This window comes from Streptomyces sp. NPDC096013, from assembly GCF_044763565.1.
In the GTDB taxonomy this organism is placed as follows: Bacteria; Actinomycetota; Actinomycetes; order Streptomycetales; family Streptomycetaceae; genus Streptomyces.
Map to the genome: position 1 here is coordinate 73,657 of NZ_JBIWGK010000023.1, position 14,061 is coordinate 87,717.

Genomic DNA, 14,061 nt, shown 5'->3' on the forward strand with positions numbered 1-14,061 from the left:
GGTGGCCTGGCTCGGCAGCTAGGAAGCGCTTTTCCATTCCTGCTCACTCAGAGGTGCCTTGGGCAGGTGCGGTTTCTTCGGGCCGAGGAGCATGGGGATGAGCATGTCCGGTGAGAAGAGTCGGGTGGCTGGCTTTTCCAGGCTCATCACGTCCAGGAGTGCGCTCAGGGCGCGGGGGTTGCGGGCGCCGGTGGAGACGGCCTGGTCGACGAACCGGGCGAGGATCCGCTCCACGGTGGTGGGTGGTGTATCCGTGGCGCCGGGGTAGAGGGCGTCCTGTCCGACGGCGAGGTCCCAGGCGGCGGCGACGGGGCGGGCGGCGGCTCGCTGGAGGAGTTTGGCGGTGCCGGGTGCGGTGATGCTGGTGGTGTTGAGGATGTCCCGGACGGCTATCGCGCATTGGGCAGCGACGGTCAGGCCGTGGCCGTAGACGGGGTTGTAGGCGGCGATGGCGTCGCCGAGGACGGTGTAGCCGTCGGGCCAGCGTCGCGTTTTCTCGTAGTAGCGGCGGTGGTTGGCGGTGCTGCGGGTGGTGGCGATGTCTCCGATTGGTTCGGCGTACTCGAGGAGCCGGCCGATGACGGGGTCGCCGAGGCTGCGGGCGAAGGCCTCGAAGGAGTTGAGGTCGCCGGTCGGCTCTCCCCCGCGGGTTCCGGCGAGGGTGACGATCCACTGGTCGTCTTCGATGGGCAGGATGATGCCGCCCTGGCCGGGGGCCTTGGCGGGGTTGGCCTGGACGTTGATGAGGGGGAAGTTGCGGTCGGCGGTGGTGCCCGGGGCCCGGTAGAGGCGGGTGGCGTAGGCGACGCCGGCGTTGACCTCCCGTTCGGGGGGCTTGGGCAGGCTCAGGCGTTCGAGCCATACCGGAGTGTGGGAGCCGCGGCCGGAGGCGTCGACGACGAGGTCGGCGTCCAGGGTGAGTTCGTCTCCGCCGGTGCTGACGTGGAGGCCGGTGACGCGGTTGGCATCGCCGACGAGTCCGAGCGCGGTGGTGTTCTCGCGGAACGTGACGTTCTCCAGGGCGCGGACGCGGGCGCGCAGCACGGCGTCGAGGAGATCGCGGGAGCAGACGAGATTGCGGTGATGGGTCGCGGTGAAGCGCCGGAACCACAGTTCGTTGGGGCTTCGGGAAACCATGTCGCCCATGATGTGGGCCAGGCGGCCGCCCCGGGAGACCACGTCGTCGGTGACGCCGGGGAGCAGGTCGTTGAAGGCTTTTACTCCGCCGCTCCACACCAGGTGGGCGTGGCGGGCTTGCGGGACGCCGCGGCGGGGTTCGGGTCCGTCGGGCAGCAGGTCGCGTTCGACGATGGTGACGTCGGCGAACTCGGCCAGGGCGGCTGCCGCGAAGAGCCCGGCTGCGCTTGCCCCGATGACGACGGCGGTGGGTCGGCTGTTGGTGGCATTACGAGGCATGTGTATCGGCGCTTTCTGTACCGGCCACCCGCTGGCGGATGCCGTCGACGAGGCGAGGATGGTGCAGGACCTGCGCGATCGTGTCAATGTGCTCGTGGATGTCCGTGCCGAACTCGAGCTGCCGGTCCGTGAGGGTCTCAGGGCGGGGCACACCGCGGCGGTGGGCGTCGATGGCGGCGCGCACGGTGACGGCGCGGGCCACGTCGCGGGCCTTCTCCTCGGTGTAGCCGGAGGGTGCCGCTTGGTGGGCTCTTTGGTAGAGGTCCTGGTCGAAGTAGGGGACCAGGACACGCAGCGCATCGTGAATGCGCTGCTGGCGCTGCACCAGGCGGAGGTCCAGCGGCATCCAGAGGCCGAACCGGGCGGGGGCGGAGGAGGGGGTCACCTCGCGCACGGCCCGCCACAGGGAGCGCAGACGCCAGTACTCGCGCCGGTCACGGACCCATTTCTGCTGGAGGGGGCCAGCCTGGGGAACGATGAACCCCATGGCGACGAGGATGCCCGACAGGAGCGCGAAGGGCGGTGCGATGTTGGTGCTGAGAACGTCCCAGTCGCGGCCCGACCAGCGGGCGCCGATCGCGATCAGTTTCACCACGTCGAAGACGAGGCCGGAGGCGAAGCCGAGCTGCAGGAAGACGACGCCCGATCTCAGCCAGCGGTTCTCGACCTCGGGGAACCACTTGATCAGCATGTAGGTGGCGACCAGGGACGTCGCCATGTGGGCGCCCAGGTACAGGAGGATGTGCTCGCTCATCCAGGGGGTGCTGGCGTAATAGGTGTCGAGGTCGTAGATCCTCGGCTCGGGCACGCGGGCCAGCAGGAAGGTCACCCACAGCATCACGATGATGCCGGTGTATATCCAGTAGATGAGGCGCATCCGGCGATGGCGCCCGGCCGAGGGCTCCTCCCGCCATCGCATGATCATGGTGAGGGCGGTGGCGCCGAACGCGGTCAGGAACGAGTAAGCCCAGGGCGAGGCGATGTTGGGGACGCCGGTCCACTGGTTGAGGCGTTCGATGTTGACGGGGGTGATGACGACGAGCACGGCGGTGGCGAAGCACAGCAGGAGCGTGGTGGCCTTGACGTTGGGATCCCGCCAGGCCCGCATGATAGTGGGCAGCTTGAGGAGAAGGGCGATCGCGAGGAACGCGGTGGGGAGGGCGTACGGGATGTGGAAGTACGCACTCACAACAGGCGCCCGCCGCGGTTGAGGAGGGAGAGGTTGATGCGGCCTTCGACAGTCGCGTCGCTGACCGGCCCTTGCGCGTACTCCCCCGTCATCCAGGTCCGCACCGCCCGGCCGAAGAGGAGGCCGAAGGTCTCCGCGTCCACCTCGTGGTCGTCGGCGGAGTGGGCCCGGGCCGTCACCGTGAGGACGGACTCCCTCAACGCGTCGTACTGGTCGAGGATCTGTTCCACAGCGCGCCCCACCGTTTCGGGCGACTGCGGGGCGCCTAACGTGCGGGCGGCCGCGGGCATCCCGGCCGTGTGATGGCCCGCGTTGCCGTCCTCCTCATGCCACAGTTCGTGGCCGAGGATGACGAACTGGGCCCCGGGGGCGGTGGCTGCCTCGACGACGATGAGGGAACGTTCCCCGAAGTCCAGGCGTACGCCCGACATTCCGGCTTCCGGAGGGAACGTGTGAAACTTGAGCTCGATGGGCCGGCCTTTGCGGACGCTCATGGCCCGGCAGAATTCCTCCATCACGGCCCGGGGTTCGGCCGGGCGCTGAAGTGATTTCGACACCTCCTCTCCTAAGTCGCTGAGCAGCGCCTTCATCGCCTTGGTGCTCATGTGCCGGACTCACCCTTCTGCGGCAACACCGATTGCAGCACTCCCTTGAGGACACGTTCCAGTTGGTCCCGCGTCATGGAACCGTCCTGCCTCATGTGCGCACTTTCCACTCCGTACTCGCGCATGAGCTGCGACAGAGGATCCGTGTCGGGGCCTTCCAGCTTCTGCAGGACGGGAAGCAGTACGCGGTTGAGCGCCTCGTCGGCTGGTGCGGTGAAGAAGCGCTCGCCGCCTTCGACGCGGAAGTACGCCGCCAGGTGGTGCAGGAGATCGACGTTGGGCATCTTCTTGCCATCGCAGACGCTGCGCGCCCAGACATCGGAGATCCCCAGCGACTTGTGGAGATCGGCGGCCAGGTTCTTCATCTCTTTGCCGGTGTCGGCGAGATAGGCGTCACTGACCACCTTCATGCGCGCGCAGACACGGTCGGAGACCGTATCGGGCGTCGGTTTGCCGCCCTTCACCAGGCGCCTGACGACGGTGGCCGGCAAGGCCGTCTTCGCGGCCAGAGCCTGCACGTCGAAGATGTCCGCGCGGTTCAGGCCTCGTTCGGTGATCAGCTCGTCCAGACGTCGCAGCGTCTCGGGAAGTGATGTGGATGGCTCCAACGAGGTTCTCCCTACGGGCCCTTGGGGGCGGCGGCTCCCGCACGTGTGCAGGGCAGCGTACGCGCAAACACCCACGGTTCACAACGATCGTTTCTCAGCTGCACGCGATCGTTAGATTTCCAGCGTTCTTCCCAGATAGGGACAGACCCTAGTCCGGAGAACGGCAGCACTGCCTCTGCCGCACCGCGACTCTTCACCAACGATCGTTTGTAAAATCCGAACTTTCGTTGACACCCGGCGTTTGCTCGTAGCAATATCACCGGACAGCGGAGGTGAACCGTCCGGCTACCGGGCGTGATCACCATCGTCGGAGCTGTCCTGCCCATGCCCCCACCCGAGGGAGACACCCTTGCACGCGCCACGCGCGCCGAGCGGCACCCGCTGCACGCAGTGCCGTTCTCGCCCGTACGCCGCCGGGCACCCTCTACTGCTTCCGGGCGTCCCTTCCCCCTAACCAGGGGACGTCCGGGAGTACCGGGCGGGGCCGTTCCAACGTCGCTGGACCGGCCCCGCCCTCGGCCCGACAACCGTCGTCCGCTCCGCCGGCCGTGCTCACGCATCCCGCCCCGACCGCGGGTGCGCCAGCGTCACCGAGCGGCAAACCGCCCGGAAGACAGCGCGTGCAGCACTACCCGGCACCACAGTCCGACCGCCGCACCACCTCATGCGCATCCCGCCGTCCCACTCCAGGAAGGAAGCGCTCATGGGCAAGTTCCCGCTGAAGAACGGCCGCAGGCCAGGCCATCGGAGAAGCCGGTGGCGTGCCGTCCTCGCCACCCAGACGCCCCCGCCCCGGACGGCACCAGCCCAGGAGCACCTTCCCGTGCGGGAACCGCAGGCCGCTCTGTCCGCCCTGGTACCGGACCTCCCCGACGAGCCTGAACCGGTGAACCTGTTCGGAGTCGCCGCGGGCGAGGTCACGAACCCCGCCTTCGACCTCAAGCGGCTGCGCCGGGTCCGCTGCCCCGACGCTCCGCCGGAGAACACCCCGTGAGCAGCGCCGTGTTAAGAAGCCACAGACTGTCGGCCTCGGACTGGAACACGTGGACCGCTGCTGTCGCGCCGACGGCCGTCCATCCCGCCGAGAGCGCACGCTTCCGCGAGGCCGTCGGCCCGCATCCCGGCATGACCGCCGTCGATCTCGCGTGCGGAACGGGCAGGTGGACGCGCCGGCTTGCCTCCTGGGGCATCACGGTGACCGGCTATGACTTCTCCGACGAAGCCCTGCGGCAGGCTCAAGCGGCAGCGCCCTGCGACAGCCTGTCGTACGCGCTCTGGGACATCGTCGCCGATCCGATTCCCCGCGATCTGGCGCCCGGCAGCTTAGATGTCGTCACCTGCCGCTACGGCCTGCCGTTTCTCGAACCAGGCCGGCTCCTCACGGATGTGGGGCGGTGGCTGAAGCCGGACGGCGTCTTCTACGCGCTCGTGCGCGTCAGCGCCGGAGCCGACCGCGATGTGTCCGAACAGCGGGTCCGCGGCGAGGCCGCTGTGGACCCCGCCTCGTTCGACGTCGTCCTCGATGAGGTCGAGCTGAGCACCATCGGCGCCGGCTGGACGCGCAACGAGGTGCATCCCCTCGGCCGCGACGGCTGCACGATCGTCCTTGGCGGATACGACGGACCTGCACTTCCGCCTGCGCCGACGGCGGACAGCCGTGCTCGGTCAGCGATTCGCCGCTCGCGCGTTCCCGGCGACGGTACATGTACGCGGCCGGTCGCTCAGGCTGCCGTCTCCGGAAACGGTCGCGCCGGCAGTCCTTCGGTCATGCAGCCGGTCAAAGCCCACGCCTGCACCGCACAGGTCTGAGAGGCCATCTTGACTGCTCCCGGCTCGCACCGGCACCCCGTACCGGTCAGGGCCGAGAGCCACACACGGGGGTCGGCGTGGCTGGCCAGGCAGCCACGCCGACCCCCGTCACGTGCCGCGTCATACGCCGAGGCGTATCCGGCGTCCAGCCGCTCCGACCTCCACGTCGCCCCTCCCGCTGACACCCCGCCCCGTACCACTCAACCGCTGCGTTCCGGGCTGAGGAGAGTTCATGCCCCGCTTCAATCGGTCACAGGCAACCGCCACTTTCATCTGCCCCGCGTCCCCCCACGACGGGCGCTGCATGCTGGAAATCGTCGTCGCGAAGCCCACCACCAAGAGCGCCACCACCATCAACTCAGCGGTCGTGGTGCACGGGGCAATCTCCGATGAGGACTTCACCGAGGTCCGTACGAGCCACCCCGGCCGCCACGTCACGCTCGACGACAACGTTCTCGTCCTCTGGCCCGGCGGGCAGATCTCATGACATCAGGTCGCGCCGTATGGGCCGCCTCCTCACGCGAGCAGCTGATCCGGCGGAGCAGCAGATCGTGCGCGAGGAGAGGGCAAGAACGCTCCGACCAGGACCATCTGCCAGAAAGGACGGACATAGCGCCATGAGAACGTGCTTCATCATCCCGCTGCGCAGACAACTGCTCACACCGCTCCTTGCAGCAGGTCTGATCCTCGGAGCCTCAGGCTGCGCAGGCGGCGGCAGCCAAGACGGCGGCGCGCTGGCCTCGGCTTCGGCAACCAACGGCTCCGCCCCGCGCGCGAAAGTGGGCCTGAGCGGCACAGGGCTGGCTGAGCTTCAGGGCCAGAACGACCTGGCGCTGACGATCACATCCGCCGAACGGGATCCGGCCGGCTACCTCACCGTCCGCGGCGACCTCAAGAACGAGGGGGCCCAAACGGCCGTCGTACCCGCTGAGTTGCGCGGCGACGAGCTCGCCGTTCTCAGGACCGGACCGTCGCTGGCGGGAGCCACGGTCACCGACTTCGTGCAGCGCAAGCGCTACTACGTGCTGCGCGACACGAGCGGTCATCCCCTCACCACGACCGGCCTCACCACGCTGAATGCCGGGGAGAGCGTCCACGTCTTCATGCAGTTCCCTGCACCACCGGCGAGTACAAGCGCGGTCGGCTTCCAGCTCCCGCTGTTCGACACCGCGACCATCAAGATCTCCGGGTGAGGTGCCCCATGTGGCCACTGCCGTCTCGCCTCACGGTCGGGCTCCTCGCGCTCACCACCCTGGCTGCGGCCCTCAGCGCGACAGCCGCCGGCGATGTCCAGGAGGCGGTGGCCCTCCCGAACCACAGCGGCACCGGTGCCGCACTGCGCGGCGGTGCCGCACTCGCCCCGCCCAAGATTCTCGATATCGGCTCGGACCCTGTCGCCGTCAGCCGAGTGGTCGCGAACCAGGACGGCTCCGAACGGCGCACGGACACGAGCGCGGAGGTGACGTACGCGCTCCAGGCCGAGGTGCTGTTCACCAAGGACAGCGCGATACTGAGCGGTTCGGCACTGTCCCGTATCGCCGCGATCGCCCGCGCGATCAGCCGGCAGCAGCCGGTGAGGGTCCGCATTTTCGGCTTCACCGACAACCTCGGCTCCTCGGCCCACGGCGACGTGCTGTCCGCGCAGCGCGCCCAGGCCGTGCGGGTAGTCCTGGCCCGCGGGCTCCCGCCACTGGTCGCCTTCGAGACCCGGGGTTTCGGTGAACGTGATCCGGTCGCGTCGAACACTACGGAGGCCGGCCGGAGAGCGAATCGCCGCGTCGAGGTCTCCTTCTCGCGGACGTGACGTTGACCGCAGGAGAGAGGCGGAGCCGGCACGACGAACCGACATCCAGTTCTGAACGTGACCAGATATATCCCGAGTTGTACGAGTGAACTCACTGAACTAGCTGTGAAGTTGACTGGCATATGCGCGCACTTGCGGTCCCGCAGACGCATCACCACAGCCGACTCTGGCCGCGAACCCAGACCGCCGTGCGCCGCCGACCGCCAGTGATCATGCCGCACCACGTCGTACGGGGAGACAAAGTGACACGTAAACAACGACGCCCGGGAGGGCTCACCGCTGTCCGCATCCAGGAGCACGCAACCACGGTACTGATCGCCGGCGGTCTGCTGCTCGTGACCGCCTGCGGAGGCGGCGGTGAATCCGGCTCGGCCGCCAAGAATTCGCCGCCGGCGAAGGGCACCTCTAGGCCGCCGGCCGCTTCGGCGCGTACGGATCCGCAGGCTCAGGCCAGGGCCGACGTTCTCAGGGCGTACGACGGTTTCTGGGACGCCCAGGTCAAGGCGTACGCACAGGCCAGCATCAAGGGGACGGACCTGGAGAAGTACGCCACGAAGAAGGCCCTGGGCCGCGCCATGGGCGACGTGCTGGTCATGCAGAAGGCCGACACCGCCGCCACGGGCGCTCCGACGCACGACGCGAAGGTCACGTCCCTGGTGCTCACCGGCGCGACGCCGAAAGCCACCGTGCGGGACTGCCTGGACATCTCGAACTGGAAGACCGTCACGAGGAAGACGCGCGCCGTGCGGCCCTTCCCGTCGAATCAGCCCTTGCGATACGTGACGACAGTTAAGGCAGAGAAGTGGGGGAAACAGTGGATGATCACAGAAGTCACGCCAGACGGAACGCACACCTGCTGAACCGCTCCATCCTGGCCACGGTCCTGGCTACCGCAGCGCTCTGCACGCTGGCTGCGGCGTCGGCGAGTGCCGACGACGACCCGGTGATCGGGGGCGACTGCCCCGGCGCGAGCTCCTACGTCACGGTCTGCGAACAGCAGCCGGGAACCTCGAACGGGCAAAGCCCATCAGGCGAGCCGACCGCCAAGGGGTCAGGCAAGGACACCGGCCCCCAGCTGTGCTCGGTGAAGCGCCTCGACCCTCAACCTCCCGCCAGCGATCCGGTCTGGGACGGCCACAAGCCCGGCGACGGGGCGATCTACACGCGCATCTGCCTGAGGGACGCACTCGCGGCCGCTGCAGGAGCACAGATCGTTCCTCAGGTCTTCTGGGCGGCGCAGGCGCCCGCGGTCAACGTCGACCCCGAGCAACTGGCGCGCGAGGCCGTGGACCGGATGCTGCTGACCGGCCCGAGCATCGCCAGCCCGCGCGCCACCGGACAGTACGTGGTCGGCGTGCCGATGTGGATGTGGGTCAACGAGAGCCCCACCACGTACGGACCTAACACCGCGTCCGCGTCACTGGCCGGTGTGACGGTCACCGCAACAGCGAAGGTCAGCAAGATCAAGTGGTCGTTGGGTGATGGAAGCACGCTCTTCTGCAACGGGCCCGGCACCGCGTACGCGGCCACGTACGGCAAGCGGGAGTCCCCGACCTGCGGCCACACGTACAGCACAGCATCCGCCTCTCAGGCCGGAGGCAAGTACGCCCTGAGCGCGACAGCCACGTGGACGGTCAACTGGCAGGTCGTCGGAGGTGCCGGAGAGACCGGCCAGTTCACCGAAACCCGTCAGTCCCAGATGCAGGTGGCGATCGGCGAACTCCAGGTCGTCAGATAACGCCATCGGAAGGATGAAACGTTGAGCAGGACCAAGACCCAAGAACGCGCGGAGACATCAAGCGCGACCGGAGTCCCCCAGCAGGGGCAGGTGGCTGCACCGGTCGCTCCCCCACGTGTGTCGGCCCGCAGGCGCCGACCGGGCGTGATCGCCCTGTCGCTGGCGCTGGTCGCCGCAGGTGGCGCCGGGGTGGCCGTCCTGCTGCTGCAGGTCGGCCACCGCACCCAGGTGGTCACCGTGGTCCGTGACGTCCAGGTCGGCCAGGTCCTCACGGAACAGGACCTTGGGACGGCCTCGATCTCCCTGGACCCGGCGTTGAAGGCCGTACCCAGGGATGCTCTGGGCTCGGTCGTGGGCAAGCGGGCGGCCGTGGAACTGAAGCCCGGCAGTTTGCTGACTCCCTCGCAGGTGACGAAGGATTCCCTGGTCAAGGCCGGTGAGCAGGTGGTGCCGATCGGGCTCAAGCCCGAACAGGTTCCTGCCACCAGTCTGGTGCCGGGCCAGAAGGTCGAGCTGGTCCACGTTCCCGCGCAGAGCACCACGGACACCGACAAGACGTCCACCGCTCCGGAGACGATCACCGGGCGGGTCGTGAAGGCTTCGAAGGCCGCCCCCGGCACCGGGGTCGTTGTCGTTGATGTCGCGACTTCCGTCGGCGACGGCCCCACAGTCGCCGCGTGGGTATCGGCTACCGCGCTGCGTCTGGTCCTCGGCGCTCCGGACGGCACCTGATGGCGATCATCGCGCTGGCCGGCTGCACCGGCGCACCGGGGGTGACGACCAGCGCACTCGCCCTGTTGCTGTCGTGGCCGCTGGAGCCGGGCCGGAAGATGATCCTGGCCGAGTGCGACCCGGACGGCGGAGCCGTGCTGCACGGACTCCTGCAGGGCACGCTCGGCGAACGGTACGGGCTGCCCAACCTTTCGGTGGCCGCCCGCACGGGGGAGTTCGGGAACGCCTTCTGGCGGCAGCTGATTGATCTGATCGGTGAGGACGGCCAGCGGGCGTCACCGCGTGACCGGCTGCTCCTGCCCGGCATCACCGACCCCGCGCAGACAGCGAGCCTGGGCTCGGTATGGAAAGGCCTGTCGGCCATGTTCCGGGGCATTGAGGCCGACTACGGCCACGACGTCCTGATCGACCTCGGCCGCAGCGGCGCCTTCGGTGCTTCCGGGGTGCTGGCCGATCAGGCTGATTCCGTGCTCGTGGTGGTGCGCAACACCCTGCGCTGCCTGAAGGCCGCCCAGGCTCGGGTGACGGCGCTGGAAGAACGTGTCGGGGACGTCGGCCTGCTGGTGATCGACGAAGGCCCCTACCCCGCAGGCGAGATCCAGCGCGTGCTGAACGCTCCGGTCGTGGCAACACTGCCGTATGCGCCGGAGGACGCCCAGGTGCTGTCCGACGGCGCCGAGCAGCCCCGCCGCTTCACCAAGTCGCCGCTGATGAAGGCCGCCCGCACGAGCAGTGCCCTGCTGGTGCAGCGGGCCGCCGTACGACGTGCCCGCCTCGATCAGCGCCGCGTCTTCGCCGGCGGGGAGGCCAACCGTGAACGCTAGGCCCCTGCACCCCGATCCCTCCGTTGCTCCCCTGCCCGGCCGCCCTCAGCAGACGTACCGGACTGGGGCCGGAACCGCTTCGAGTCCGCACACGGTCGGCGCCGCAGCACCGCAGATCACCGTCGACTACCAGGCAGCCCGGAACATCGCGGCCCAAGTCGCCCGGCAGCGCGAGGAGTTGCTGAAGACCGTCCCGGACATGGACCGGGACAGCGAGGAACAGCTCTGCCTGAACTGGATCAACGAGGCAGTCGCGCAGTGGTCGGTGGCGAACGCGATGACACCGCACGAGGACGAGGCGCTGCGGCGGGCCGTCTACGACCTGCTCTACCGGGCCGGGCGGCTGCAGCCGTATCTGGATGACCGACAGGTCGAGGACATCATCATCCAGGGCCCGGGTGAGGTGTGGCTGGACTACGGCGACGGTGCACGCCGGATGGTCGGCCCGGTCGCGGACTCGGAGGAGGAACTCCTCGACCTGCTGAGGGAGTTGGCACGCGACTCCGGGCACAACGAGCGGACCATCTCCACCGCGAACCCCACCCTCGCCCTCTCGCTCCAGGACGGCTCTCGCCTGCAGGCGATCACCGGGCTGGGGCCGATGACGTATGCGGTCATCCGCCGCCACCGCGTCTCCCACGCCGGACTCGACGATCTGGTGCGGCTGGGCACGATCGACCCGATCCTGCGGGAGTTCCTCGGCGCGTGCGTCCGCGCGGAGAAGAACGTCATGATCGCGGGGAAGCAGAGGGCGGGGAAAACCACCTTGTTGCGGGCAATGCTCCGGGAGTTCGACCCGGAGTGCCGCTTCGCGACCATCCAGACCGAGGACGAGATTTTCGCCCACAGCAACGGCTACCACCGCCAGGTCGTCTCGCTGGTCGGGCGGGAGTCCAACGGGGAGAAGGACGTCACCGGCCGCGGCGCGGGCGAGATCACGCTGCTGGACCTGATGCATCCGGCGCTGCGGATGTCGTTGGAGCGGATCGTGGTCGGTGAGGTCCGCGGCCCCGAAGTCGTGGCGATGATGCAAGCGCTGACGAACGGGTCGGGCGGCAACCTGTGCACGATCCACGCGCGCCGTCCCGACATCGTCTTCGACCGGATCGCCGAGCTGTATGCGCTCGCCCAGGGCAACCTCTCCGAGCAGCTCGCCTACCGGCAGACCGCCAACGGCCTGGACTTCATCGTGTACGTCGACATGACGGACGAGACGCGTATCGGTGGCCATCGCCACCGCTACGTCTCCCACGTCCTGGAGGTGACCGGCATCGGCGAGTCCGGGCGCCCGGCGACCAACACGATCTTCTCCCCCGGAAGGGAGTTCGGGGACCTGCGGGCGGTGCCGCGGATGGATCCGGGGTGTGTCGACGACCTGCGCCGGGTCGGCTTCGACTCCGGCCTGCTCCAACTGCCCTACGGAGCCTGGGAGCGTCCGCTTGCCCTGAAGGTGGGGGCCGGCCGGTGATCCTGTTGTGGGCGCTGCTCAGTGGCATGGCCGTCATCGGCGGGCTGATCGGCGTCATCTTCGGTGTGGTGGGGACGTCGGCGCCGCGCCGGGCCTCGCTGATCGAGCGGTGGAAGGCCGGCCGCGGCGGGGCGGAGCTGGGCGAGGCTGTCCGGCTTCGGCGGCGCACGCTGACGGTCGCGGCAGTGGTGGTGTTCGTGGCCGTGTGGCTCATCTCCGGGAATTTCGTGGCCGGTGCGCTGCTGGGTGCGGCGGTGGTCGGGGTGCCGTGGCTGATCTCGCCGGCGCAGATCGCGCAGGAACGCATCGGGCAGTTGGAGGCGCTGAGCGAGTGGACGCAGCGGCTGGCCGGGCTGCTGCGGCTCGGGATGGGCCTGGAACAGGCGATGATCGCCAGCCGTCGCGGTGCCCCGGAGGAGCTGGCCGGGCAGATCGTCAACCTGTCCGACCGGCTGCGGCTGGGATGGCGGCCTGAGGAGGCGCTGCGCGCGTTCGCCGACGAGCTGGACGACATCACCGCCGACAAGGTGGCGGCCGCGCTGATCCTCTCGGCGAGCGACCGCGGCCCGGGCCTCGCCCAGGGCCTGGAGGACCTGGCCGCGACCGTCCGTGAGGAGGTCGCCGGCAAGCGGAAGGTCGAGGCGGACCGGGCCAAGTCCAGGACGACCGTACGGTGGATGACCCTCATCACGCTGGGCATCGTCGTCGCCGGGTTCTTCGTGCCGTCCTTCACCCGCCCCTACAACACCCTGCTGGGCCAGCTGGTCCTGGCGTTCCTGACCGCCGGGTTCATCGCCACGCTCGCCCTGATGCGCTCACTGGGCAGCTTCCGGCACACCGCCCGGTTCCTTGTTGCCGATGCCCGCAGCACCGTCCGCCTGCCCGCGCCCATGGTGCAGCCGGTCGCGGAGCGCCACCTGGAAGGAGCCGGTCCGTGAACCTGTTTCCTGTCGTACTGGCCGGGGGCACGGTGGGTGCCGGCGTCTCCCTGTTCGTGCGTGAACTCCTGCAGCCGCAGCCCGGGTTGGCGGCGGCCTTGCAGCGCACCGGGCCCGCGAGTTTAAGCATGCCCGAGCCGGAGCTGGACCGGGAGGAGGTGTGGGGGCGTTGGCTGCTGGCCCGCCTTGAGTACCTGCCCGGCGTACGCATCCCGGCCAAGAACCTCGCTCTCCTCGGACAGGGTCGGGGGCAGTTCATGCTGAGGAAGTCGGCGCTCGCCGCGCTCGGTCTGCTGTGCCCCGTGCTGGTGTCCGTCCCCTGGATCATCGCGGGCGTCGACCTGCCCTTCTACGTGCCCGCGGCCGCCGGACTCGCCATCGCCGCCCTGCTGTTCATCACTCCCGATCTCGCGGTACGCGACCAGGCCGAGCGGGCGCGGCAGGAGTTCGCGCACGCGCTGTCCGCCTACCTGGACCTGGTGGCGCTCAAGCGGGCGGCGGACGCCGGACCGGCCGAGGCACTGGAGAGGGCCGCGGCTGTCGGGCGGGGCTGGCCGTTCCTTTATCTGCAGGGCGCGTTGCGCCGGGCCCGGCTGGAGAAGATCCCGCCGTACCAGGCGCTGTCCGAACTCGCCGACGAGTACGGCCTGCCGGTCCTGTCGGATGTCGCCGACATCATGCGCGGATCGGCCACCGACGGCGCCGCCGTCTACAAGGCGCTGCGGGCCCGCGCCGCCGCACTCAACACCGAGCTGCTCGCCGACCAGGCCGCCGAGGCCAATGCCGCCAGCGAGCAGATGACCGCCCCCGGCGCTCTCCTCGCTGTCCTGGTCATGCTGCTGATGGCGTTCCCCGCGGTGATCCGCATGCTCACCGTCTGACCCATTTCGACCTTCGAACACGCTCAACCCCTGGTGAGGAGCACGCACG

At 69.1% G+C, this 14,061-nt stretch carries 16 protein-coding genes; 12 read left to right on the forward strand and 4 right to left on the reverse strand.

The features are described from left to right. Positions 1 to 18: 18 nt before the first annotated feature. Genes ACIRB1_RS42930 through ACIRB1_RS42945 form a run of 4 tightly spaced genes read right to left on the reverse strand, consistent with a single transcriptional unit; the run spans position 19 to position 3,818 of the window. Complete coding sequence (locus ACIRB1_RS42930; RefSeq protein WP_403469416.1) at positions 19 to 1,416, reverse strand: NAD(P)/FAD-dependent oxidoreductase; 1,398 nt, start codon at positions 1,414 to 1,416, stop codon at positions 19 to 21. Next, positions 1,406 to 2,605: an MAB_1171c family putative transporter gene (locus ACIRB1_RS42935; RefSeq protein ID WP_403469417.1), complete on the reverse strand. Its 1,200-nt coding sequence runs from the start codon at positions 2,603 to 2,605 to the stop codon at positions 1,406 to 1,408. Before ACIRB1_RS42935 ends, ACIRB1_RS42930 begins: the two co-directional genes overlap by 11 nt. Continuing rightward, positions 2,602 to 3,210 carry a toxin gene (locus ACIRB1_RS42940; RefSeq protein ID WP_403469418.1) on the reverse strand — a complete coding sequence of 203 codons (609 nt, stop codon included), beginning with the start codon at positions 3,208 to 3,210 and terminating at the stop codon, positions 2,602 to 2,604. The genes ACIRB1_RS42935 and ACIRB1_RS42940 overlap by 4 nt, the downstream gene beginning before the upstream one ends. Beyond that, positions 3,207 to 3,818, reverse strand: coding sequence for a hypothetical protein (locus tag ACIRB1_RS42945; RefSeq protein WP_403469419.1), 612 nt, complete (start codon positions 3,816 to 3,818; stop codon positions 3,207 to 3,209). The genes ACIRB1_RS42940 and ACIRB1_RS42945 overlap by 4 nt, the downstream gene beginning before the upstream one ends. 703 nt (positions 3,819 to 4,521) lie before the next feature. Between ACIRB1_RS42945 and ACIRB1_RS42950 the strand changes: the two genes are divergently transcribed. The 12 genes from ACIRB1_RS42950 to ACIRB1_RS43005 all read left to right on the forward strand — a co-directional run bounded on the left by ACIRB1_RS42950 (position 4,522) and on the right by ACIRB1_RS43005 (position 14,012). Then, the gene (locus ACIRB1_RS42950) at positions 4,522 to 4,812 is read left to right on the forward strand and encodes a hypothetical protein (protein ID WP_403469420.1); all 291 of its coding nucleotides are present in this window, start codon (positions 4,522 to 4,524) and stop codon (positions 4,810 to 4,812) included. Beyond that, the gene (locus ACIRB1_RS42955; RefSeq protein ID WP_403469421.1) at positions 4,809 to 5,627 is read left to right on the forward strand and encodes a class I SAM-dependent methyltransferase; all 819 of its coding nucleotides are present in this window, start codon (positions 4,809 to 4,811) and stop codon (positions 5,625 to 5,627) included. Before ACIRB1_RS42950 ends, ACIRB1_RS42955 begins: the two co-directional genes overlap by 4 nt. A gap of 304 nt (positions 5,628 to 5,931) precedes the next feature. Beyond that, positions 5,932 to 6,114, forward strand: coding sequence for a hypothetical protein (locus ACIRB1_RS42960; protein WP_403469422.1), 183 nt, complete (start codon positions 5,932 to 5,934; stop codon positions 6,112 to 6,114). Between the two features lie 130 nt (positions 6,115 to 6,244). Beyond that, positions 6,245 to 6,820, forward strand: coding sequence for a hypothetical protein (locus ACIRB1_RS42965; protein ID WP_403469423.1), 576 nt, complete (start codon positions 6,245 to 6,247; stop codon positions 6,818 to 6,820). A gap of 8 nt (positions 6,821 to 6,828) precedes the next feature. Continuing rightward, entirely contained in the window at positions 6,829 to 7,431 is a 603-nt protein-coding gene (locus tag ACIRB1_RS42970) for an OmpA family protein (protein ID WP_403469424.1), read from the forward strand. Positions 7,432 to 7,643: 212 nt separating this feature from the next. Then, positions 7,644 to 8,291 carry a hypothetical protein gene (locus tag ACIRB1_RS42975; protein WP_403469425.1) on the forward strand — a complete coding sequence of 216 codons (648 nt, stop codon included), beginning with the start codon at positions 7,644 to 7,646 and terminating at the stop codon, positions 8,289 to 8,291. Continuing rightward, positions 8,246 to 9,169: an ATP/GTP-binding protein gene (locus tag ACIRB1_RS42980; protein WP_403469426.1), complete on the forward strand. Its 924-nt coding sequence runs from the start codon at positions 8,246 to 8,248 to the stop codon at positions 9,167 to 9,169. Before ACIRB1_RS42975 ends, ACIRB1_RS42980 begins: the two co-directional genes overlap by 46 nt. Positions 9,170 to 9,259: 90 nt before the next feature. After that, a complete protein-coding gene (locus ACIRB1_RS42985) occupies positions 9,260 to 9,901 on the forward strand; it encodes an SAF domain-containing protein (RefSeq protein ID WP_403469466.1) in 642 nt (213 codons plus the stop codon). Beyond that, positions 9,901 to 10,725: a hypothetical protein gene (locus ACIRB1_RS42990; protein ID WP_403469427.1), complete on the forward strand. Its 825-nt coding sequence runs from the start codon at positions 9,901 to 9,903 to the stop codon at positions 10,723 to 10,725. The genes ACIRB1_RS42985 and ACIRB1_RS42990 overlap by 1 nt, the downstream gene beginning before the upstream one ends. Beyond that, positions 10,715 to 12,193, forward strand: a complete 1,479-nt coding sequence (locus ACIRB1_RS42995) for a CpaF family protein (RefSeq protein ID WP_403469428.1) — start codon at positions 10,715 to 10,717, stop codon at positions 12,191 to 12,193. Before ACIRB1_RS42990 ends, ACIRB1_RS42995 begins: the two co-directional genes overlap by 11 nt. Next, entirely contained in the window at positions 12,190 to 13,131 is a 942-nt protein-coding gene (locus ACIRB1_RS43000; RefSeq protein WP_403469429.1) for a type II secretion system F family protein, read from the forward strand. The genes ACIRB1_RS42995 and ACIRB1_RS43000 overlap by 4 nt, the downstream gene beginning before the upstream one ends. Further along, positions 13,128 to 14,012, forward strand: a complete 885-nt coding sequence (locus tag ACIRB1_RS43005) for a type II secretion system F family protein (RefSeq protein WP_403469430.1) — start codon at positions 13,128 to 13,130, stop codon at positions 14,010 to 14,012. The genes ACIRB1_RS43000 and ACIRB1_RS43005 overlap by 4 nt, the downstream gene beginning before the upstream one ends. Positions 14,013 to 14,061: the final 49 nt, after the last annotated feature.

What these genes read in the sequence shown, in the direction of transcription:
- ACIRB1_RS42930 (WP_403469416.1), bottom strand. Translation starts at nt 1,416, where the DNA reads ATGCCTCGTAATGCCACCAACAGCCGACCCACCGCCGTCGTCATCGGG.
- ACIRB1_RS42940 (WP_403469418.1), bottom strand. Translation starts at nt 3,210, where the DNA reads ATGAGCACCAAGGCGATGAAGGCGCTGCTCAGCGACTTAGGAGAGGAG.
- ACIRB1_RS42950 (WP_403469420.1), top strand. Translation starts at nt 4,522, where the DNA reads ATGGGCAAGTTCCCGCTGAAGAACGGCCGCAGGCCAGGCCATCGGAGA.
- ACIRB1_RS42960 (WP_403469422.1), top strand. Translation starts at nt 5,932, where the DNA reads ATGCTGGAAATCGTCGTCGCGAAGCCCACCACCAAGAGCGCCACCACC.
- ACIRB1_RS42965 (WP_403469423.1), top strand. Translation starts at nt 6,245, where the DNA reads ATGAGAACGTGCTTCATCATCCCGCTGCGCAGACAACTGCTCACACCG.
- ACIRB1_RS42970 (WP_403469424.1), top strand. Translation starts at nt 6,829, where the DNA reads ATGTGGCCACTGCCGTCTCGCCTCACGGTCGGGCTCCTCGCGCTCACC.
- ACIRB1_RS42975 (WP_403469425.1), top strand. Translation starts at nt 7,644, where the DNA reads ATGCCGCACCACGTCGTACGGGGAGACAAAGTGACACGTAAACAACGA.
- ACIRB1_RS42990 (WP_403469427.1), top strand. Translation starts at nt 9,901, where the DNA reads ATGGCGATCATCGCGCTGGCCGGCTGCACCGGCGCACCGGGGGTGACG.